A 22,390-nucleotide genomic window follows, 5' to 3' on the forward strand; every position below is an offset into this window, starting at 1 on the left:
GTGCCATAAAACAAACCCATCAACATGAAAAAGAACATTATTTTAGCAACGCTTGCTGCCTTATTCTTCCTATCCATCAGTCACCCATCTATGGGTCAGGAACTCCCGGCGATCAGGAAAGAAATAGAAAAGGACAACGCCCTGTACTTTCGCCTGTTTCAAAACAAAGATGCCGCCATTGTTACGCTCTACACGGTCGACGGCATTCTGCTGCCGCCAAACGCACCCGCGGTAAGTGGCCGCGCAGCGCTGCTTAAAGATTTTAAAGCAGCCTACGCTGATACTAAACTTAAAGGCGTAAAATTCTCCACCTCCAATGTTTACGGCGACGGCAAACTATACCTATGCGAAGAAGGCACCTGGCAAGTATTCAACACCAACGGCAGTATAATAGATACCGGAAAATACCTCAAACTTTGGAAAAAGACGCCGGAGGGCTGGAGGATCTTCAGGGATATTTTTAATAGTGACAGGAAAAGCTAAGAAGCGGGAAGGCCAACCAAGTAATAAGCTGTATGTCTGTTCATTATAAACTAAAAGATTAATGTGCCGCGATTTGTATAAGTAACAGTTGGTGTTGATTAATCTTAACGATATATTAATATCTTTCGATTAATTTGCGATACAAAAACCATCTACATGAAAAAACAATTAATCAGTACTTATTTAGCGTTAACGGTATCGCTTTTCTGTTCCATTAATGCGAACGCGCAGTTTGGCGGCCTCGGAAAAAAACTATTGGACAAAGGTACCGAAGTGGTATCAGGCGGCGGATTAAACAAAATACTAAAGCAGCCGCAAGCCATCACTACCAACTTTCAGGACGTTGATAAAACAGGCTCCAAGTCGCCCTCGTTTACCGACGGGAAGCAGCCACAGCCCTTGTACTTGTTACCTAAAGCCCCAGCCGGCGGCTACCAGCTTTGCGAAGGCTTTTACGAAATGACCAATAAAAGCTATTGCCTGCACGCCGGTACCCGCGGCCCCAGCAGCGGCGATGGCTATATGCTGGCGCCCGTGTTAGGCCCCAAAAAGGAAGTAGTGATCCTCATCCTGAAGAGTGGCGAGAAGCACCCCGAGGTTACCCAGCACAGCATACAGGTATTGCTTTGGGCCATTATTGCCCGCACCCGTTTTGTTGATATGGGTAACGATATTAAACTCACCGCAAGCACCCTGCTAACCCCGCAGCAACTGCTGATGCTGGAGGGCGGCGCGCTTGGCGTATTACCCGCAAACCTGATGGACAAGGCAAAAGGCCAGTTGCCGCCGGCTGTACAAGCCGTATTTGAGGCGGAGAACAACATCCGCAGGCTTGCAGCATCGGGTTCGTCATCCTACGAGGAGATGGAGAAATACGCGATACTGGCCGGCCTGGCTCCGCAACCCGACCCGGATGTGCCATCGGGCATTTGGTCGCTGCACCCGGATGGGTACTACATCCGCTTTATTCCCAGCGGTTACTCTGTTACCAAAACGCAAATTTATGTACCAAAGGAACTTGTTGCAGCCAAACCAAACCTAATTTACGATGCCCCTAACGGAATAGCCTGCCCCGCAAACGTTGGCTCCCAGCGCCTCGCCCAAACCAACGAACCCCTCCACCCGGACTATACACAAAAACTAAAAACTGTTTGCTTTAGTAAATAAATAAACGGCCGGGCAGCGATATTGCGTCCGGCCGGTTTTAACATTTCCTGTAAGCACTTAGCCTAAAGTCTGTGTTATCACCAACTTTATTCCCGTCCGGTCAGGAGTCCACGCCTGACTGCAAATGTTTGTCAGCGTCCACGCTGACGGGCCACCACTGGTCAAAGTTTAAAACTTCGACCTATAATAGAGCAAGAATTCTTCTTGCGAGGGCAAGCTGAAAGCTTGGAAAATTATAGGTCCAAGTTACGCTATGCTAAACTTGGACCAGTGGGTGGCATACTCGTGACATCTACTAATAGTTGATATAGCAAATGATAGGCACGAGTACTCCACGCTTTTTCCCAGCGCTGCATACTCGCGCCAGGGGAGGGGAGAATATTCCAACTACTTCACTTCTATGGGCATGAAAACGAAACAAAAGGTTAAATTTGAACAAACCTTTAGCAGTGAAGTATTTTTTTGAGCATTACTTATTTTTCGATGCTGTCTCAGCGGGCCAGATTGCAGCGTCGGTTTTAGCTGCTATTATATCTATTGTAGCGCTTAATAAGGATTTTCGATCAAAAACTTTAGCACTTCAAAAAGAAGCAAGGATGATTAGGCTTGTGATCTTATTCGTAACCGGCCTATCTATTTTAAATGCGTTTATTTCTTCTTATTCTTCTCATGAAGACAAATGGGAATTAAAGAACCAATTGAACAAACTACGTGGCGATAACAAATTATTACAGGAAAATCTTACTAAATCCCAATTAGCTCTACAAAAGAGTTTAGACGACAAGGCAGCAGGAATCACAGCCAGTCAAGTAAATTCGTCAAAAAGACTTCTTGAAAGCGCAGATGTGTTGAGAGATATCGTGGGAGGTACTGATGAAATACCTGCTTTTCAATTTGCAATCAGTTCGGTGACAAAAATGGGCGCCATACTCAATAATAATTCGACAAGCCCTGTGTATAATTTAAACGTTACTATTGTAAATACAGATAAGTTAAGCGGTTGCAAATTGATCAAGGCTAAATTCGGAAATGCCTATAACAAATCTTGCTTTGATACAGTTGCAAGAGACTTCGGTGTAATCCCAATTATAATGTCGAAAGGCGCTTTCTCTATGGAACTTCCTGCGCGACAATACTCAGATGAGGTCGGCCATTACGTTGTTTTTCTAATGTATAAAAATAGGCGGTACAGGCTTGAAAATATTGTCAAAATTATAGATCATAATATTCGCCAAGCCTCGCGTGTAATTGAATTCGACAATAATTATAAAGATTTAAAGGCACGCATTGTTAAGCAACCGAGGGGATATGATTTACCAACTGTTAACTGGAAAAATGAATTTCCGATTAAATTAAATCGGCCAGTGTTTGGAATAGAATTTTAAACCCCTTAACTGATCGACATCCCTAATCAAACCTAAATGAATTATTCTCCGCCTTAATAAATCCCTCACTGGTCGAAGTTTATAACTTCGACCTAAAATGCGTTAAGCTTCCAGCTTAACACCCCTAAGCCCGATAGCAGCGTAAAGCCCGGACGAAGGAGGACTTGCAGCGAATAGCGGGGCAGAACCTAACCTAAGTACTGCTGCCCCTGCTTTTCTAAACAATAGCACACACAAACATAAAAACCTTGCACGCGCCCTTCGACAGGCTCGGGGTGACAACCGCACCTATCCACAAAGTGGGAAATAAAATTCATCTTCAACCTTCCCCAATTAAGCCCGGGGTGTGCTCCACGGCAGTATTAAGGTGTTCCAATTATTTTTTGCTCTTTTTGCATTTTTAATAATTTACTGATAATGAATGTATTATGAATTTACCTAAATAGTTAAGGTGTTCCAAAGTGTTTTTAGAAAAAAATGTAAAGTGTTGATAATCAAAATGCATGGTGTTCCAAAGTGTTCCACAAAAAACTGTAAAGCGTTGGTATACAATACTGTTTTAAAAATAGGTGTTCCGCTTTCAAAGTGGAACACTTACAGCCCCAAAACTTAGTCCTCCGGCCGCTCCTTAGGGTTCGCCATGCGGACAATTCACCCGGCTTGGTGCTATTCAGGCTGATGGTTACTATGTGTTTTATGTTGTGATGCTTTGTATTGGGTCCACATCATAAGAATTACGCCCTTAGAGAGACTCGAACTCTCAAGAGGAAATTCTTAACAGGAAAGTAATTTGAATTGTGCCCAGAACGAGATTCGAACTCGTACATCCTTGCGAATGCCACCCCCTCAAGATGGTGCGTCTACCAATTTCGCCACCTGGGCATTAAAAGAAAGATTTGAGCTGTGAGATTTTAGATATGAGACAAACTCAGGATTGAGTGCTGTTCCTTAACAAGATCCAGTGGTATATTAAATGTAAGAAATGAGTTATTTCAAATCTCACATCTAATATCTCAAATCTAATAAAATGGATGTGCCCGAAGAGAGACTCGAACTCTCAAGAGACAATTCTCAACGGCTTCTGAGACCGCAACGTTTACCAATTTCGCCATCCGGGCAATAGAACGATTTTTCCTTTAACGTTTGCTGGCTTGCGGCCATACACCCATTGCGGGCTGCAAATATAACCGTTTACCCCATCCAAATAAAAATAAATGCAAAATAAGCTGCGTTTTGCAAATACGATGGTAAAACTTACCTTCGGTGTAACCAATTATTACACTTCATGATCAAAAAAACATGTATAGCGCTGCTGTTTACTATGGTATGTGCGCTTACCGCATCAGCACAAAAAGCCGACGCTATTTTAGGCAAATGGATAAACCCAAGCGGCGAAGGCCAGGTGCTTATTTTTAAAAAAGGGAATAAATACTTCGGCAAATTGGCCTGGATGAAAGAGCCTAATGATGCCAGCGGCAACCCCAAACTGGATGCCCTGAACCCGGATAAGGCTTTGCAGTCGCGCCCTAAATTGGGGATAGAGTTATTAAAGAACTTCACCTTTGATGGCGACGACGTTTATGAGGACGGCACCATCTACGACCCGAAATCCGGTAAAACTTATAGCTGCAAAATGACGCTGAAGGGCGATATTTTGAAAATTCGTGGCTATATTGGCATTTCGTTATTTGGACGAAGCGAAAATTGGGCACGTGTAAAATGAAACTAAAAACTATCCTCTGCGCCGCATTGCCGGCATTGCTGTTTATCAACACAAATTTAAAAGCGCAAACCATTAACCTGGTACACCAGGGTGCCCGCGTGAGCATGCGTGGTTTATCCGTGGTGGACGATAACACTGCTTGGGTAAGTGGCAGCGGCGGCAACGTAGGCATCAGTAACGATGGCGGCAAAACATGGGCTTTTCAGCAGCTTAAAGGTTATGAGAAACTCGATTTTAGGGATATCGAAGCTTTTTCGGATAAAGATGCCGTGATCATGAGTTCGGGCACGCCGGCTGTGATACTAAAAACTACAGATGGTGGTGCCACATGGCAGGAAAAATACCGCAAAACCGATAGCCTATACTTTTTAGATGCCATGGATTTTGCCGATAAGAAGCACGGCTACATTATGGGCGACCCGATAAAAGACAAATTTTTACTGCTGGAAACAAAAGATGGTGGCAACAGCTGGAAAGAACTGATCAATGCCCCTTCCGCTTTAAAAGGCGAAGCAGCGTTTGCTGCAAGCGGCACCTGTCTGCGGGTTGATAAAAAAGGCATCGCCATTGTCACCGGCGGGGCACATAGCCGCCTACTTACCTTTAATTTCAAGGGCCGCAATATTTGGCAGGCCCGGGATCTTAATATTTTACACGGACAGCAAAGCCAAGGTGCCTTTTCTATTGCTAATGGAAGCAACAAAGTGATAGTAGGCGGCGATTATGCTAAACCTGCACGAACAGATTCGGTAGCGGAATATTTGCCCCGTAAGAACGCTACAGCAGCCAACGCTGCGATACTTTCTGATACCAATCCGGTGGGGTTTCAGTCGTCTGTTGAATACATAAAAGATGATACTTTTATTTCCACAGGCACCCCGGGAAGCTGCATAAGTACCGATGGCGGTAAAATATGGGCTAAAATTGACGACAAAAGTTACAACGTTTGCCGCAAAGCAAAGAAGGGTAACCTCATTTTATTTGCAGGCGACAGGGGTAAAATAGGAATTTACACCCCTTAAATACTGATAATGAAAGCCTTATTTTTTACTTCAAAATAATTTTAAAATAGACTTGCAGGCAATGTATAATCGGCGTATATTTGCACCACTTAAAACGGAAACGCTTACAGTAGTGAAACAAGTTGAAAAGATGATTCCGTAGCTCAGCTGGTAGAGCATAACACTTTTAATGTTGGGGTCCTGGGTTCGAATCCCAGCGGGATCACAGAGCAAACATAAAGTACCAGGGTTTGCATTCGTTTTTTGGCGTAAGAGCCCCTTGAAAAAGGGGCTCTTTTTGTTTAAACGCGGTTTTTGAGTTAAAAACCAACTTTATTCAAATCCATTCCTCCGCTTTTTTCAAAAATTTCAATGCAAGTTAGTTCAATCTAATTCAAAGTAATCGGTAACCTATTCGGTAACCTATACCTTTTTCCGAAATTAGGTTACCGAATTTATTCTGGTCTATTGTATCAGTTTGATTTTCAGTTTAAAAACGTATGGTTTCATTTTTTAAACAAAAATCTCATGAAAGTAAATGAAGATCTATCAATTTTATTTTGGCTGAATCGCCAAAAGGCTTCCAAAGACGGACAGGTACCTATTTGGGTTAGAATTACCGTTAACGGTAACCGTGACGGTTTTTCATCCGGGAAAAAAATACATCCTGATGCATGGGATGAAAAGGCTGCTATAGCTGGTATGAACTGTCCAGACTATAAACTTATTAATAGCTATGTAGCTAAAACCAGGGTGGAATTAGAAAGGCATTATAATCAGATTGTGGCTGTTAATAAGAAAGTAACTGCCGCTATGGTTAAAGATGCGTATATGCCTAAACAGGTTTTGCAAAAATCGTTAATGCAGGCTTTTAAGCTTCACAATGACGAGTTTGCAGAGCGGGTTAGCAAAAGCAAAGGCACAAATGGCACTTTGGCGCGATATGAGCGCTTAAAGGACAAAGTACAGGACTTCCTTAGAAAAAAATGCAAGCTGGCGGATATGTCCTTAGAAGACATCGAAATGGCTTTTGCAGTTAATTTCTTTCATTATCTCACAATGGAAAACATAGGTGATAACACCGCTATGAAATATGTCAAAACCTTAAAGCAGATTATAGATCGTGCCATTGATGAAGGTTGGATTAAACATAACACTATATCGGGCTTTAAATGCACCTATAAAGATCCTGATAGAGAAACGCTTGAGATGCACGAGTTAGTTGGAATGTATGAAAAGGAAATTTCAGTAGAACGTTTAGCAGAGGTACGGGATGTGTATGTGTTTTGTTGCTTTACGGGCTATGCCTATGAAACTGTTTACAATCTTGAACCGGCAAATATCTTCAAAGGCTTGGACGGTAAACTTTGGATTACGAAAGACCGTCAGAAAACAGGTGTTGAAGAAACTGTACCCTTGTTACCTATTGCCCTGGCAATTATTGAAAAATACAAAAATCATCCTTATTGCGTAGGCGAAAACAAATTACTTCCCGTTAATAGTAACGTTCGGTACAATGCTTACATCAAAGAAGTAGCAACTATTTGTGGAATTAAAAAAGAACTTACCACGCACACGGCAAGACACACTTTCGCAACAACCGTTCTTCTTGAAAATGATGTACCAATAGAAACTGTAGGAAAGTTGTTAGGTCACAAAGATTTACGGTCAACCCAAATATATGCGAAGATCACTAAGCGTAAAATTAGTAATAACATTAAAGTATTGGAAAGTAAGATTTTCAGTGAACATGGGTTATTAAAAGTATCATAGTATTCATCTTGATATCACAAATTGTGATATCAAGATATTTGTAAATTATAAAACTTAGTAACATGGAAAAATCACCTATAATACCGGATGAGGTTATGATGAACCAAATCTATTATGTGAGAGGTCAAAAAGTAATGCTGGACAAAGAACTTGCTGAATTGTATAAAGTAACTACCGGGATTTTAAATCAGGCTGTATCAAGAAATATTAAACGGTTTCCTCCTGACTTTATGTTTCAACTTACAGATCAGGAATGGTCAAACTTGAAATCACAAATTGTGATATCAAATTGGGGCGGGCGCAGAAGCTTACCGTACGTTTTCACGGAACAAGGGGTAGCAATGCTTTCAGGAATACTAAATAGCGACTTGGCAATAGCTGTCAACATTCAAATAATGCGCATATTTATTCGCATACGGCAAATGTTTATTGATAATACAGAATTAAGGTTAGAGGTAGAAAAAATAAAAGGAAAGTTAGATAATCAAGATAAAAACATGGAAATTGTATTTCGTTATTTAGATGAACTAATTGAGGAGAAAAACAATCCAACTCCACGCAAAAGAATAGGCTTTAAAACAGACGATTTATAAATAATTTCATAGTGTCTAAAATTTAATATAAAACTCTCATCAATGATGAGAGTTTTTCGTGTCCTACATTAACCAATAATAAATAGTTGTCCATTGTTGATAGTGCAGCCTCATAGCACCTGCCATGAATCATTTGTAAATTGTAAAATAGACTTTCCAGAAAACTTGTTTTTTGGCGCATCACCGAAATTTTGTCTTTGAAAAGCTTACGTATGAATCGAGACGCTTAATCTGCAAAGTATTTCAGGCAAAGTGTCTGGGTCAAATCAACACATGGCTTGCCTTGCTTCATTTTAGAAATAACACTATTAATGCTTTGCTCTACTCCCAAAGTTTCCGGTGGCCTATATCAGAATTAGTAATATCTAAAAGCTTTTTATTTCGTCTCTTCCGCAGGACTTATAATGCAAAGTGTGGAAAAATAGGAATAACTAATTTTAATATTTATGTTTATTCATATTACGCTTTTGAAGAATGAACCTAATCCTGAAAATACCAGGTCACAAAGTATATTAAAATGGCTTTCAACTCTAATAATATTCTAATTCAAAATATATCCGGGGCAGATCTTAGAACTTTTCATGTTGGTTTTGACTTCGGAAAATATCGCAATGAAGAATTTGCTGAAAAATTAATGGACACTATTGTGGACTTTGCTTTTGGTTTCCATACTGGAATATTAAAGCAATACGACCGGAGAAAGCTAAAAGAAGCTGCAAAATCCATTTACAAAGTCAAGGGATTTAATGAGGTAAAGAAAATTTACCTTGATGATAACTCAGAGATTTTTGATTGTGAACTTAAAATAGAAGATAAATATCTGAAGCGAGGGGAATTTGGGGAAATGATTCTGCATTTAATATTAAGAGATAATTTCGAGAGCCTTCCGCTACTGTCAAAAATACATTTTAAAGATACTGATAGCGCCGTTGTTCACGGTTTCGACATTATTCACATTGGGACTGATCCAGGAAATCCAAATAAACAGACGTTATTCTTAGGGGAATCTAAAGTTTATTCAAGAAAAGACAATAGGGCTGGAGAAAATGGTATTGATGATTTAATAGAAGATATTGAATTTCATTTTAAAAAGGACTTCTTATTGAGGGAAATTGCGTTGATCGGTAAAAAGAAAAATGCTTTCGATACAATAGATGACTACACGGATTTAAACACCAAAGAAGAGTACCAAGAATTTCTAAACAAGAAAAAACATTGGTTTGATATTTTCGAGGATGTTGAAAACGGCAATAAAAAATTGCAAGAGTTTTTCGATTCGGTTACAATCCCTCTCATCTGCACTTATCAATCAAAAATATTTGAAGGTGTAACGGATGAAACAAACCAAAGCTTTTTAGATGCTTATGCTGCAGAAGTACAGATTTTGAAAGCGAGGTTTGACGAAAAACTAAAAGGGTTTGGAATTGATTCGGGAGAACCAGTAAAAACCAATTTGAATATAATACTCATACTTTTCCCTATTCCAAGTAAGAAACAACTCATTAGTGCATTACATTTGAAACTTACAGCCCAGCAAAATGCCTGATTTTGAGGAAACCTTAATTAATTTAGATAGTCTGACTTCGTTAAATTTTGATGAAAGCTTTGGCGCTGCACAACTTTGTTCATCCTTATTAAAAAGAGATGATGGAAAAGCCCGAATAATTATAATTAATGCTTTAAATAATTGGGCTAAATTTCACCCAGCTACTACGGAAATGTGGACCGATCTTGTGGAGGCCGCTGGTTTCTATCCTTATTTGGAAAAGAACCGTGATTGGATAACGATAAATAATCTGCCAGGGGAGATAAGAAAGGAAGTTCATTCTTCCTCAAATTTGGCATCCAAATATTTTCATGAAAAACAATATGAATTATTGAAGCTGCTTGAAGACGGTAAAAATGTGATTGTAAGTGCTCCAACCAGTTTTGGGAAAAGTCTTCTAATAGAGGAGATCATAGCAGCTAAAAGATTTAAGAATATTGTAATTATTCAACCGACACTCGCACTACTGGATGAAACAAGAAAAAAGCTCTTGAAATATAAAGAGTTTTACAAATTGATTGTAAGAACGTCCCAAGAGCCAAGTCCTACTTTAGGAAATGTATTTTTATTTACGGCTGAAAGGGTTAATGAATATCCGCTATTTCCGAAAATTGAGTTTATTGTTATTGATGAATTTTATAAACTTAGCGGCAATAGAGACGATGAACGATCCTCCTCATTAAATTGTGCTCTGTATTATTTACTTAAAACATTTTCACCTCAATTTTATCTTTTAGGGCCAAATATTGATGCTATAAGTAGCGGTTTTGTTGAGCGCTTTAATGCTGTGTTTTTTAAAAGCGATTACTCATTAGTCGATTCAAAAAGCGTCGATGTTTACAAGACATATTCAGAAGAATTCAACTCAAAAGGCAAAGTTAAAAATAAAGAAAAACGATTATTTGAACTGCTTTTAAAGCTAAAGAATGAGCAGAGTATTATTTATTGCTCTTCACCGAACCGAGTGAGAAATTTGTCCAAATCGTTCGTAGAGTTTTTAAAAGAAAACAATGATACACCAACTGTGAAGAATTATCCTTTAATACAATGGGTTCAAAATAACGTTAGTAGAAGTTGGAGTTTACTGGACAATTTAAATTATGACATTGGCATTCACGACGGAGCGCTTCAAAAACATATTTGCACATCAATCATAGACTATTTCAATTCTGGCGATTTAAAATTCCTTTTTTGTACCTCAACTATAATTGAAGGAGTCAACACAAGTGCAAAAAACATTATTTATTTTGATGAAACTAAAGGGGGGAATCCAATCGATTTCTTCGATTACTCTAACATCAAAGGTCGTGCAGGAAGAATGATGGAGCACTATGTAGGAACGATCTATAATTTTAATAAACCGCCCGTTAATAATACTATTCTGATCGACATTCCATTTTTTGTGCAAGAGCCTATTAGGGATGAATTACTGATTCAAATTGATCATGAAGAAGTTTTAAATAAGGAAACAAAACAATACATAGATATTCAAAACATTCCACCAGGGGATAAGGAAGTGATCAAAAAAAACGGTGCTAAAGTTGATGGTCAAAAATCAATCTTTGAGATTTTGAGACAAGATATAAAAACTAAATACCCATTAATAAATTGGACCGTGCCAGATTATGAACAATTACGTTATATTTTAGAACTGGCTTGGGATCATCTTTTGATCGAAGGGGAAACAACAAGTCCGATGACTAAAGCAAAATTAGTAAACCGGACTTTTAATTATGGGTTGGAAAAAAATATAAACTCATTAATTACGTCCGATTTTAATTATAAGAGAGGACAGCTTAAACCAGCAAGTAAGAAAACTCCCAACGCTCCACGAGTTCCGAAATATGAAAACCTGAGTGATTCTGAATTAATGAATGAGTGTATTCAGGAAATATTCCAAATGATGAAGCATTGGTTCGAATATAAGGTGCCTAAATGGCTATCTGTTATAAATGAAATACAGAAGTTTATTTGTTCAGAAGAAGGGCTCATGCCAGGAAACTATAGGATATATGCCAATATGATAGAAAATGATTTCCTAAGAGACAATCTATCTATACTTGGAGAATATGGCGTTCCAAGTTCTGCTATAAGAAAATTAGAAAGACTAATACCCCGCGATATCCACGAAGACGATGTTATTAACTATATTAAAAATAACAATTTGAATAACCTTCAGTCATTAATACTTTACGAGCAATATAAGTTACGAGATCTTTAATAATAAATAAATAAATGATTTTCACAGATGATGATATTGATTTTACCAAAATAGATTGGATACAATTTGAAGAGTTGTGTTATGATTTATTGGTGAAGTATCATTTTCATTCAATGGCATGGAGGCAAGGCGGAGCGGATAATGGCAGGGACATCGAAGCCAAAAGATATATAACAGATTCTATAGTAAGTCCTTATCAGGAACAATGGTTTGTAGAATGCAAACGCTACAGTAATGGCCTTCCTTTAGAGCAAATTGTAGAGAAAGTTAACTGGGCCAGGGTGGAAAAAGCAGATCATTTTCTACTTATAGTAAGTTCCTATATCACTACAGCCACTCGCGAATGGCTTGATAAGGCGAAAAAAACGGAAGCATTTAAAATTCACGTAATAGAAGGCAAATTTTTAAAACAACAGCTACTACTCTTCCCGAATATAATTGTAAAATACTTTGCAGACGATAATGTTAGATTAGTTCGAAGCTTATTAATGCATTGGGTGACACATCATATTTTACCTACTCCAAAAGCTCTTTTTGACCTTTACCAAAATTTAGATTTTAGCAAGTTAAATCATCAGGAACTCGGATTTATGTGGCATTCCTATGTTAAATCTGAAGAAGAGCTTGAACGTTATTGTGATGATAATAATCTAACGCCAATTAGTTGGGACGGCATAGTTCCGTTTGATTTTATAATTCCATTTCTCAAAGCAGCGCAAAACTGGGATTATCCTGTTATGAAACAAGATGAAAAGGAAAAATTTGGATTTATCAACGGCCTTGGTCAAGCATCAATGGAGCCTCAAAATAGTGACTTTTCTTATTCTAATATTCATTATGAACTTCCAAATCGAGAAAGGGTTCAAGTTTGCCTTGTTAAAGAGAACAAAATACTTGAAGTGCGAATTGGAGTAGGTTTTAAACCAATATAATCATCATAGAATCGGCTTATTTATTTCTTCTTCCACTAAAAAGTAGTTGATTAAGAATATTTTATAATTTTAACAAATTATAAACAAGATTGCTAATATAGTTAGCAATCTAATCCTTATCTTTAACCCGTCACAAAATGCCGAATTTTCGTTTCAGACTGCCAATCGATAGACAACTTACTGATGCGCAAAGATTAGCCTTAAACAATGACAATTCGATACTTATTTATGGAGGGCCGGGAAGCGGTAAAACTGTGGTAACGATTAATCGATTTTTAATACCTGTCAGAAACAAAAAGGATGTAATGCTTTTTACATATAACAGAACGTTATTAGCTTCAATTAAAGGGTTACTGACCGAAAAGTCCGAAGAACTTTTTGGCACATTAGATAATAACGCAATTAGGAATGTGATTAACAATAAAGTTGCGTCTTTTTATAAATGGTATGGATGGTTTCAACCAGATTATGATGACAAAAAGGTTGCTGAGGACTTTAATAACAAACTTAATCGACGAGGAGGATCAAAATTCACTGAAATATTTTTTGATGAAGCACAGGATCTTACATCCAGTGTTTTTGCAAATTCATTTATTTTAGCAGATAAAGTATCTTGTGGTGCGGACAATGCTCAAAATTTACAAGGCAATTTCCCCCCGGATGAAGCTGTAGATATGATATTTGCAACTTTGAAAAAGCAATCTTACACAGAGTTGCAACAACTTGAAGCAAATTTCAGAAACACCAGGGAGATTTTTGAATTTGCGCGAGGTTTTGTTCCCGAAGATTCTAATGTTCAGGAATTAGATACTTCACAGTTAGATGCAGGGGAAAACCCTGAGATAATTACAGGTCTTAACAATGATCAACAAATGGATTACATTAGGCGTGTAATTGAAAGTAATGCTAATAATAATATCGGAATATTAGTAAATTACGCTAATCAGGTAACAGACATAAAGTTGTATTTAGAGAAGAATGGTTACTCATGTAAAGCCGATGCACCTGAAGATAAATCGTTCTCTTATTACTACTCTACTATGCCTCAGGCTGATGAACAGGTGATGTTTGATCAAATGAAAACGCCTTTTATTGTGACTTATGATTCTTGTAAAGGCTTAGAGTTTGATATTGTTATAATGCCGTTCTTTAACGATGCACAAGCCGCATTAACAAAACCAAGAAAACGCCGGGATGGTGAGGAATGGGTAATTGAAAAAAATGCGGATGGCACAAATAAAATGTGGGCGACCATAAATCATTATTATGTTGGCGCAACAAGAGCAAAAACAACACTTTATGTTTTATGTAATTTTAAGCCAGGAATATTGAATTTTTACAAACCAGTCGCACCAATTAATGATGATTTACCTTTTTAATATTTAACCAATGGCAAAAAAGTCGAGCACCAAAGAAAAAGTACCTCAAAAGGGAGCATCGTTATCAGGATTTATGGCGACTGTTACTGGTAACCTTTTTGGAAATGAGGATAATAAAGTAAATGATGATACCCAAATTGAAGCGGGTAGTGAATTAGATATGGTGGAAACGATTAAAAAAGAAATTCCTTTAGAAATTACGAACAATCAAGAACTGGTAAAAGAGAGTGAATTAAAAAACAATGAGAAATATTTTGAAACACCTAAAAAACCCTTATCAGAAAACGACATAAATAAGTATTCAGGCTATTCAAGGTACGATGGTCAACATAAGCATGATGGTAAAATAACCTATGGACAAAAACAGTATGTCAACACGCTTACTGCTTTTTTTGAAGTTCATATCGGGAACGTATTGCAGTACTTTGGTGCTGGGGTTATTTACCCAACCAAGTATAGTTCGCAAAATGCTTTTTCGGACATTCAGGCCATTAACAGTGATTATTTAACGCTAAGCAATGGTAAGAGTAATACATTCAATGCAGATAATGTCCTTTTGAAATTGGACATCTCAAATGTAAAGGAATCGGACATATCCGATTTTAAAGATTACAAATTAGTCAGTACTGCAATACCCATTAGCCGTATTATTAAGTTGTATGTTTCAAATGAAGGTGTTAAACAACGATTATTAGAAGAATCGCAACTTCGAGATGGCGGGATAATCCCGGAAGAGTTAATCACTGTCGGGCTACCTAACGAATTGCCGACAATATCTGTATCTCGGTCTATGCCAGGTACAGTAGACCTCACAAATAATCTCGACCGATTTGATAAAATATTAGGGCTAATTGCAGGAACTAAAAATTATAATGTACTTACGTTGGGCAAGACGGATATTTATAAAAGCCTTTCTGACCATTTTTTTTATGCGATTCAGGCAATAGACCCATTATTTGCAAAAGAAATTGTAATCAGTTCCCAGCATTCCGAATTTTATAAGTGGCTATTTGCAAATGATGTCCCGAAGGATCGGGTATTACTGGGATGGCTCATCAATAGAATTTATGATGATTCAAATTTTACGGATAAGGATACTAAAGCATTTCGCCAATTGAGCTCCTCCTCTAAAGGGTTCATTCATGAAGAAAAATTAGTTGATCGCATTTTTTCTTTGTTGCAGAAGTCATTAGAAAGAAAGTCTGTTTTTAAGGAAATTTTGGAACTAGAGTCACAACAGAAATTTGCACTTTATTTGTTTGCATTTCTTAGAATATATGGCACAAAGACCAATCCGGAACTGCCCAGATTAGACATTTCAAAAAACCCTCCGGTGAAATTTGGTGAATATTCTTTCGCTGTATTAAATATGTTTTTTGGATATAAGCTTCTGAGAAACACTGAAGATCGGTTGACAAACATTTCAGAAGAATACTTTAAACTGAATAAAAGGATTCATAAACCTACAATCAAATTTGAATTGAATACAAAATTCGATTATTTGGTCATAGATAAAGTTTTCAATTACGTGTTTGGAGAAATTAAGTCAGAATTAAATTTTGCACAATTCGATCATCTGTTTGATCAAAAAAATGAAACTCCCTCTTTTGGTGAAAACTTTAATTATAGCAGTACAATAATTCACGGCAAAAGTTACCAGCTATTAATAAAGGCAAATCCTCTTGATAGTATAATGCCACAGTTAATGCGATTGCCAAATAATATTCCTCTACATTCTGAAATAGGCCTTTGTTGCTTACGGTTGAGATTAAAAACAAATCCGGCTATATTTTCAGGTGTGTTATATAACGAAGTTCCATTTAGAGAAATGGTTACATTTTCGAGAAGCGTGTTTATTGACGCTGTGAAAGATAACCGCGTTGAGGTTGAAGAACTTAAATTCCGGTTAAAAATGGCTGAGAAGTATAAAGAGTTATTATGACAATTGAGGATCTTTATGAGGTAATCCTGAAATCTGATGCAGGTGAAATAGAAGAACTTGTCGATGAAAATCGGTCCGAACTCAAATTGCTATTGAGTAATTTGACTGTTTCAACTGTAAACACCAACCTACTTATTGGGGCCTTAAGCCATATTAATCAATTTGATAGTGAAGTATTAAGACATCCTGCATATCAAATACTTTATATAAGTTTTGGCCTTTATTTTAAACAGGCGAATAAATCTGCATTTGTAACAACTTGCTATAATAAAATAGACGATTCTATATTAAAACAGCGATTATTTGCTTGGCTCCAGTATAAGAACTATACAAAACCAGCGTCTCATATTAATCGTTTTGGAGCGTATCTTGAAAAACTTTCAGAGGCGGTTTCCGATGGTCAAGAAGAATATTTTGATGAGATTTTAGTAGACCTTTTTAAATACTATACTGATTTTGCCCATGTGCCTGGATTTCAGGAGCAGTTTTTAGATGAGGACTTACTCGAACAGTTTGACATTCTTAAAGAATTCAATAGTAAAAAAGCAGCTTTAGAATATCAGCCTGAAATTGAAATTGATACAGAACATGTTTATCAGCCAACAGTCTTTTCTAATGCATTATTTAATAGAAAATTTCTAACTTATCTTAGAAATCATGAAGATACGATATGGCACGATATCCTATTGGGTTACAGTAGCTATACCATAAGATCTAAGATAATTAATTTTGGACAAGGCCATTTTGACAATGAATATAATGAGTTGACAGCAGATCAAATTGTAAAATTATACTGCTTTTATAACATGCGAAAGCACTATTATTCGTCATTGTATTTATTTGAAAAAAGCACTTGGCTCAAAAGGTTCATCAAGCAACCTGGAACAATTAAGTTTATAGACATTGGTTGCGGCCCTGCAACCTCAGCCATTGCATTCATTGACTATCTAATTTCATTAGGCATGGAAGTTGCTGAATTCGATTATATAGCAGTGGATTATTATAATTCGATGTTAAAAGGGGCCGCGGATATGATGGATAATGAATTGCATCAGCCCGTTAATGCCAGTATTTATATCAATGAATTGAAACTCTTGGATTTGGATGTTTTAGAAGACGCGTCTTGTGTACTCATTAATACAAGTTATTTGTTTGCCAGTGATTCATTAAATGAAAATGAGTTAGCTGAAAGCATTCAAAATATCTTAAAGATTCCGAACAAATGTCCCAAATTTTTATTTTTTCAGAACGTGATTGAACCGGAAAAAAATGAGAAATACGAAAGGTTTAAAAATATTTTGCACGATCCTGAGTTAATATTTGAAGAGAACCGTGTTGTAAAGTATAATAATTATCGACATAGTACTTGGCCACCAACATCAGAAAGAGTTAGATTTGAAGTGATAAAGTTTTGACGATGTACAATCTTTTTAACCAACCATCCGAAAAAGCATTAGATAATAAGCCTAAAACGCTAAATCTAACGCAGGATCTCATCAAAGTGAGAGGGTTAAAATATGTACCAGATTTTTTAAGTCGAGAGGATCACACTTACCTATGGCAAGAAATTAATAAGTCAACGTGGTTGGGTGATTTAAAACGGAGGGTTCAGCATTATGGTTGGAAGTATGATTACAAATCACGCGCAATAAATTATTCAATGTTTTTAGGTGAAATACCACCCTGGGCGAAGATTATAGCCAACCGTCTCTTTAATGAGGGATATATTTCGGAGTTGCCTGACCAATTGATTGTTAATGAATATGAACCAGGTCAAGGTATAGCAAACCATATCGATTGCGAACCATGTTTTGGGGACACTGTTATTTCGATAAGTTTAGGTTCCCCATGTGTCATGGATTTTATTAATATAAGAACCAAAGAAAAGGTTGATGCTCTTTTGGAACCAAGAAGTATGGTTGTTATAGCAGGCGAGTCTCGGAAAATATGGACTCATGGAATTACGGGGAGAAAGACTGATGTGTTTAATGGCCAAAGAATAGACCGCCGGTTACGAATTTCTTTAACCTTCAGAAAGGTAATTGTGAAATCCTGCCAAATATAACCCTAATAGGCTTCTAATCTTGTTGAAGTTACCAGTTCAATACCAGGTTTACAGATAAAAACTTCCTTTAAAGCCAAGATTTTTCCGGTGTTTGTTATGCAGCTTTTCTTTGCGGAGAAAAGAATTTCATGCGCGGAATGGCCAGAACAAGGCTCATACGTGATGCCAACAGGTTTTTCGCAGTCCATGCTTTGTGAAAAATTGAGAGCATTAGGTACTAATTATATCGTAGCACGTATAAGGTGCATTATAAATTTTACCACAGATTTCCAAATCCTTGTCGCATTTGAAAATATTTAAATAGGAATTAAAACAAAAAGGCTGTATTTTTTTAATAAAATTGTATGAAATCAGATCACAAAATTGAATGAACAAACAGCAATTAGCCGCTAAAATATGGGAATCCGCAAATCAGATGCGTTCCAAGATTGAAGCGAATGAATATAAAGATTACATATTAGGATTTATTTTCTATAAATACCTATCAGAATACGAAATAAAATTCGCTAAAAAGGAAAAATTTACGGACGAAGACATTAAGCTACTGTCTGAAGAAGAGCCCGAAACTGTTGACTACCTCAAAGAAAATATTGGGTATTTTATTGCGTACAAGGATCTTTTTTCTACCTGGATAGATAAAGGAAGCGACTTTGAAGTATCGGATGTACGCGATGCATTGTCAGCTTTTAACCGTTTGTTTAATCCAGCTTATAAAAAATTATTTGATGGCATCTTTAAAACCCTGGAAACGGGGCTGAGTAAGTTAGGTGATACGGCTGCATTACAAACCAAAGCTATTAGCGAACTGATACAGCTGATCAAAGACATCCCAATGGATGGCAGACAGGATTACGATGTGCTCGGTTTCATTTACGAATATCTTATTGAAAAATTCGCTGCTAACGCAGGAAAAAAAGCCGGAGAATTCTATACTCCACATGAGGTTTCTGTATTAATGTCTGAGATTATAGCACATCATCTTAAAGATCGTTCCGAAATACAGATTTACGACCCTACCAGCGGTTCTGGTTCCCTGCTTATTAATATTGGTAAAAGTGTAGCCAAACACATGGATGGCCATAACAAAATTAAATACTACGCACAGGAGCTAAAACAAAATACCTATAACCTTACCCGTATGAATCTTATTATGCGTGGTATCAACATAGATAATATAGAGACCAGAAACGGTGATACTTTAGAAGAAGATTGGCCGTACTTTAATGAAAGCGACCCCGTAAACTCATACAATCCGTTGTATCTGGATGCGGTGGTTTCTAACCCGCCCTATTCGCAAAAATGGGAGCCTGCTGATAAGGAGGCGGATCCGCGTTATGCCCGTTTCGGCATGGCGCCGAAATCAAAAGCCGATTTCGCTTTTTTACTGCACGATTTATTCCATTTAAAGCCCGATGGTATCATGACCATTGTATTGCCACATGGCGTATTATTCAGAGGTGGTGAAGAAGGAGCCATTCGTAAAAACCTGATTGAACAAAATCATATCGATGCTATTATAGGTTTGCCGGCCAATATATTTTTTGGCACCGGGATTCCCACCACTGTAATGGTGTTGAAGCAAAAGCGCGTGGAAACCGATATATTGATCATTGATGCATCGAAGAGGTTTATTAAAGAAGGGAAAAACAATAAGCTTCGCGCATCCGATATCAGGCGGATTGCAGACGCGGTGATAGAACGCCAAAGCATCCCCAAATTAGCTGCTTTGGTAAGCCGCGACGAGATTAGGAAGAATGATTACAACCTCAACATTCCTCGTTATGTAGATAGTGGCGAGGCGGCCGAAAGCTGGGATATTTATGCCACTATGTTTGGCGGTATCCCGGTGAAAGAAATTGACGAACTATCGGTTTATTGGGAGGCCTTTCCGGGATTGAAAGAATCTGTATTTACTAATACAACCGATGAAATAGCCGCTTTAAAAATAGAAGATCTAACATCGGCCATTAATACCCATACGGATGTAAAAGCATTTTTAGCAAGCTTTAATCATGCCTTTGCAAATTTTGATACCATCCTTAAAAGCAGGCTGATTGAAAAAATGCTGACCTTGAGCATAGCGAAAGAAAAAAGCATATTGAGCGCCGATATCTTTAGCCGTTTGCAGCCAATATCCCTGATTGACAGATACGCGGCCTACCAATTACTGGATGATGCCTGGCAGGGGATTGCTGGCGACTTGGAGATGTTGCAAACCGAAGGCTTTGAAGCAGCCAAACAGGTAGATGCTAACATGGTGACCAAAAAAGTGAAAGGTAAAGACACAGAGGTGCAGGATGGTTGGAAGGGACATATTTTACCCTTTGAATTAGTACAACAATTGCATTTGGCCGATGAACTGCAAAGCCTTATAGCTAAAGAAAACCGTTTGGCCGAAATTACCGCTAAATTTGAAGAACTATTAGAAGCTTTATCTGAAGAAGTTAAAGACAGCGACATTACCAACGAAGCCAAAGATGCATTTGTAAATGCAGAAATTATCAAAGCCTCCAAAGACATTGCTGCCGATAAAAAGAAAGGGATAAAATACTCAGAAGACGACGACGAAACTAAAATTTGGAAAGTGAATACCTTGATAGTCGAAGAGAAAGCCCTTAAAAAAGAAATTAATGAGGAAGCATATGCATTGCATATACTTACCAAAAAAACCATTGAAACACTGACAGATGAACAGGTAAATGATTTACTTGAACACAAGTGGATAAACCCGTTGGTAAATGCTTTGCACAACCTGCCGGCCAATAGCATTGCTACACTTACACAAAAGGTAAACTATTTGGCCGGCAAGTACAGCACTACCTTACAACAGGTAAGTAACCAATTACAGGATACAGAACAGGCCCTTGCGCAAATGATGGGCGAACTAACCGGCAGTGTACACGATATGCAGGGGCTGAACGAGTGGCAAAAACTTTTACAAGGTGAAGATGATGACAGCAATTAAAAAGGTTCCTGCCGTGCGCTTTAAGGGTTTTGAGAAGGAATGGGAGGAAAAACAGTTAGCAGAAATTGGAGGAATTATTGGAGGTGGAACACCAAGCACGTTAAATAAAGAATATTGGGATGGAGCGATAGACTGGTACTCGCCTACCGAAATTGGAGATAAAGTTTATGCAAATGGAAGCAGAAAAAAAATAACACCATTAGGCCTCGAACAAAGTTCAGCTACTATTTTACCAGCCAATCGTACCGTTTTATTCACCAGCCGTGCTGGAATAGGTGATATGGCAATTTTGAAAAGCCCCGGAGCAACAAATCAAGGGTTTCAATCATTGGTATTGAACGAGGATAGCGACACTTATTTTATCTATTCAATGGGATTTCTTATAAAGAAGTTTGCATTAAAATATTCGTCGGGCTCGACTTTTTTAGAAATTTCCGGGAAAACTCTTGGAAAGATGCCCATAACGATACCAAATCCCACTGAACAAACCCAAATCGGAAATTATTTCAAAGAGTTTGATGACTTAATCCAACTACAGGAGCAAAAGCTGGAAAAGGTTACTAACCTAAAAAAGGCGATGCTTGAAAAAATGTTTCCCAAGGAAAATGCCGATGTCCCGGAAATTCGTTTTGAAGGGTTTACTAAGAAATGGCAGGCAAAAAAACTGGAGGAGATATCTGATAAAATTGGTGATGGCTTACATGGAACACCTAAATATAGCGAAGACGGAGATGTGTTTTTTATAAACGGGAACAACCTTATAAATGGAGAGATTATCGTCAATAATGAAACAAAGTGTGTTACTGAAATCGAAAAATCAAAGAGTGACAAGTTATTAAATGGTGAAACTATATTGCTTTCAATTAATGGCACAATTGGAAACTTAGCATTTTATAATAAAAAAAATATTATGCTTGGCAAAAGTGTTGCATACATTATTCTAAATGGCGTAAACAAAAGGTTCATTTATGCTTACTTACAATCTTCGGTGATTATTAAATTTTTCAACGATAATTTAACTGGTTCTACAATAAAAAATTTAGGGTTAAAAACCATCAGAAATACAAAATTGTTGATACCATTAAATGATTTGGAACAGCAAAAAATCGGAGAATATTTCCAAAATTTGGATCATTTGATTAATCAATCCCAGCAAAAAATTGTACAGTTAAAGCACCTTAGACAAGCCTTGCTTCAAAAAATGTTCATCTAAAA

16 protein-coding genes and 3 tRNA genes are annotated in these 22,390 nt (G+C 37.5%); 17 read left to right on the forward strand and 2 right to left on the reverse strand.

The annotated features are described in order from the left end of the window. Positions 1–24 precede the first annotated feature (24 nt). The 3 genes from EPL05_RS21565 (at position 25) to EPL05_RS21575 (ending at position 3,035) form a co-directional block, all read left to right on the forward strand. Positions 25–483 carry a YybH family protein gene (locus EPL05_RS21565; RefSeq protein ID WP_128536059.1) on the forward strand — a complete coding sequence of 153 codons (459 nt, stop codon included), beginning with the start codon at positions 25–27 and terminating at the stop codon, positions 481–483. Positions 484–639: 156 nt separating this feature from the next. Then, on the forward strand, positions 640–1,650 hold the full coding sequence (locus tag EPL05_RS21570) for a hypothetical protein (protein ID WP_128536060.1): 1,011 nt from the start codon (positions 640–642) through the stop codon (positions 1,648–1,650). Positions 1,651–2,081: 431 nt separating this feature from the next. Next, positions 2,082–3,035 (forward strand): hypothetical protein, encoded by a 954-nt coding sequence (locus EPL05_RS21575; protein WP_128536061.1) that lies wholly within the window; start codon positions 2,082–2,084, stop codon positions 3,033–3,035. Positions 3,036–3,833: 798 nt separating this feature from the next. Here EPL05_RS21575 and EPL05_RS21580 read toward each other — a convergent pair. Together EPL05_RS21580 and EPL05_RS21585 are read right to left on the reverse strand one after the other, a co-directional pair. Then, positions 3,834–3,917, reverse strand: a tRNA-Leu gene (locus tag EPL05_RS21580). A gap of 152 nt (positions 3,918–4,069) precedes the next feature. Next, a tRNA-Leu gene (locus EPL05_RS21585) sits at positions 4,070–4,153 on the reverse strand. Positions 4,154–4,320: 167 nt separating this feature from the next. On the opposite strand from EPL05_RS21585, the gene EPL05_RS21590 reads away from it, so the two are divergent. The 14 genes from EPL05_RS21590 to EPL05_RS24105 all read left to right on the forward strand — a co-directional run bounded on the left by EPL05_RS21590 (position 4,321) and on the right by EPL05_RS24105 (position 22,388). Further along, positions 4,321–4,758 (forward strand): DUF2147 domain-containing protein, encoded by a 438-nt coding sequence (locus tag EPL05_RS21590; protein ID WP_128536062.1) that lies wholly within the window; start codon positions 4,321–4,323, stop codon positions 4,756–4,758. Then, the gene (locus EPL05_RS21595) at positions 4,755–5,780 is read left to right on the forward strand and encodes a WD40/YVTN/BNR-like repeat-containing protein (RefSeq protein WP_128536063.1); all 1,026 of its coding nucleotides are present in this window, start codon (positions 4,755–4,757) and stop codon (positions 5,778–5,780) included. The genes EPL05_RS21590 and EPL05_RS21595 overlap by 4 nt, the downstream gene beginning before the upstream one ends. A gap of 132 nt (positions 5,781–5,912) precedes the next feature. Continuing rightward, a tRNA-Lys gene (locus EPL05_RS21600) sits at positions 5,913–5,985 on the forward strand. Positions 5,986–6,287: 302 nt separating this feature from the next. Then, positions 6,288–7,532, forward strand: a complete 1,245-nt coding sequence (locus EPL05_RS21605) for a site-specific integrase (RefSeq protein WP_128536064.1) — start codon at positions 6,288–6,290, stop codon at positions 7,530–7,532. Between the two features lie 62 nt (positions 7,533–7,594). Next, positions 7,595–8,125: an ORF6N domain-containing protein gene (locus EPL05_RS21610; RefSeq protein ID WP_128536065.1), complete on the forward strand. Its 531-nt coding sequence runs from the start codon at positions 7,595–7,597 to the stop codon at positions 8,123–8,125. Positions 8,126–8,642: 517 nt separating this feature from the next. Further along, positions 8,643–9,671, forward strand: a complete 1,029-nt coding sequence (locus EPL05_RS21615) for a HamA C-terminal domain-containing protein (RefSeq protein WP_128536066.1) — start codon at positions 8,643–8,645, stop codon at positions 9,669–9,671. Continuing rightward, on the forward strand, positions 9,664–11,892 hold the full coding sequence (locus EPL05_RS21620) for a DEAD/DEAH box helicase (protein ID WP_128536067.1): 2,229 nt from the start codon (positions 9,664–9,666) through the stop codon (positions 11,890–11,892). Before EPL05_RS21615 ends, EPL05_RS21620 begins: the two co-directional genes overlap by 8 nt. 14 nt (positions 11,893–11,906) lie before the next feature. Next, a complete protein-coding gene (locus EPL05_RS21625; protein WP_128536068.1) occupies positions 11,907–12,824 on the forward strand; it encodes a restriction endonuclease in 918 nt (305 codons plus the stop codon). 137 nt (positions 12,825–12,961) lie between these two features. Continuing rightward, positions 12,962–14,203 carry a DNA/RNA helicase domain-containing protein gene (locus EPL05_RS21630; protein WP_128536069.1) on the forward strand — a complete coding sequence of 414 codons (1,242 nt, stop codon included), beginning with the start codon at positions 12,962–12,964 and terminating at the stop codon, positions 14,201–14,203. A gap of 10 nt (positions 14,204–14,213) precedes the next feature. Beyond that, positions 14,214–16,145, forward strand: a complete 1,932-nt coding sequence (locus EPL05_RS21635) for a hypothetical protein (protein WP_128536070.1) — start codon at positions 14,214–14,216, stop codon at positions 16,143–16,145. Then, positions 16,142–17,560 (forward strand): hypothetical protein, encoded by a 1,419-nt coding sequence (locus EPL05_RS21640; RefSeq protein ID WP_128536071.1) that lies wholly within the window; start codon positions 16,142–16,144, stop codon positions 17,558–17,560. Before EPL05_RS21635 ends, EPL05_RS21640 begins: the two co-directional genes overlap by 4 nt. 2 nt (positions 17,561–17,562) lie before the next feature. Beyond that, positions 17,563–18,210 (forward strand): alpha-ketoglutarate-dependent dioxygenase AlkB, encoded by a 648-nt coding sequence (locus EPL05_RS21645; RefSeq protein ID WP_128536072.1) that lies wholly within the window; start codon positions 17,563–17,565, stop codon positions 18,208–18,210. Between the two features lie 367 nt (positions 18,211–18,577). Continuing rightward, positions 18,578–21,175, forward strand: a complete 2,598-nt coding sequence (locus EPL05_RS21650; RefSeq protein ID WP_128536073.1) for a type I restriction-modification system subunit M — start codon at positions 18,578–18,580, stop codon at positions 21,173–21,175. After that, positions 21,159–22,388 (forward strand): restriction endonuclease subunit S, encoded by a 1,230-nt coding sequence (locus EPL05_RS24105; protein WP_166727779.1) that lies wholly within the window; start codon positions 21,159–21,161, stop codon positions 22,386–22,388. The genes EPL05_RS21650 and EPL05_RS24105 overlap by 17 nt, the downstream gene beginning before the upstream one ends. Positions 22,389–22,390 lie beyond the last annotated feature (2 nt).

Source organism: Mucilaginibacter gilvus, from assembly GCF_004054195.1.
GTDB classification, from domain to species: Bacteria; Bacteroidota; Bacteroidia; order Sphingobacteriales; family Sphingobacteriaceae; genus Mucilaginibacter; species Mucilaginibacter gilvus.

Bases quoted from the DNA above. Each gene is read 5' to 3' on its own strand.
- EPL05_RS21565 (WP_128536059.1), top strand. From the start codon at position 25: ATGAAAAAGAACATTATTTTAGCAACGCTTGCTGCCTTATTCTTCCTA.
- EPL05_RS21570 (WP_128536060.1), top strand. From the start codon at position 640: ATGAAAAAACAATTAATCAGTACTTATTTAGCGTTAACGGTATCGCTT.
- EPL05_RS21590 (WP_128536062.1), top strand. From the start codon at position 4,321: ATGATCAAAAAAACATGTATAGCGCTGCTGTTTACTATGGTATGTGCG.
- EPL05_RS21595 (WP_128536063.1), top strand. From the start codon at position 4,755: ATGAAACTAAAAACTATCCTCTGCGCCGCATTGCCGGCATTGCTGTTT.
- EPL05_RS21605 (WP_128536064.1), top strand. From the start codon at position 6,288: ATGAAAGTAAATGAAGATCTATCAATTTTATTTTGGCTGAATCGCCAA.
- EPL05_RS21610 (WP_128536065.1), top strand. From the start codon at position 7,595: ATGGAAAAATCACCTATAATACCGGATGAGGTTATGATGAACCAAATC.
- EPL05_RS21615 (WP_128536066.1), top strand. From the start codon at position 8,643: ATGGCTTTCAACTCTAATAATATTCTAATTCAAAATATATCCGGGGCA.
- EPL05_RS21620 (WP_128536067.1), top strand. From the start codon at position 9,664: ATGCCTGATTTTGAGGAAACCTTAATTAATTTAGATAGTCTGACTTCG.
- EPL05_RS21625 (WP_128536068.1), top strand. From the start codon at position 11,907: ATGATTTTCACAGATGATGATATTGATTTTACCAAAATAGATTGGATA.
- EPL05_RS21630 (WP_128536069.1), top strand. From the start codon at position 12,962: ATGCCGAATTTTCGTTTCAGACTGCCAATCGATAGACAACTTACTGAT.
- EPL05_RS21635 (WP_128536070.1), top strand. From the start codon at position 14,214: ATGGCAAAAAAGTCGAGCACCAAAGAAAAAGTACCTCAAAAGGGAGCA.
- EPL05_RS21640 (WP_128536071.1), top strand. From the start codon at position 16,142: ATGACAATTGAGGATCTTTATGAGGTAATCCTGAAATCTGATGCAGGT.
- EPL05_RS21645 (WP_128536072.1), top strand. From the start codon at position 17,563: ATGTACAATCTTTTTAACCAACCATCCGAAAAAGCATTAGATAATAAG.
- EPL05_RS21650 (WP_128536073.1), top strand. From the start codon at position 18,578: ATGAACAAACAGCAATTAGCCGCTAAAATATGGGAATCCGCAAATCAG.
- EPL05_RS24105 (WP_166727779.1), top strand. From the start codon at position 21,159: ATGATGACAGCAATTAAAAAGGTTCCTGCCGTGCGCTTTAAGGGTTTT.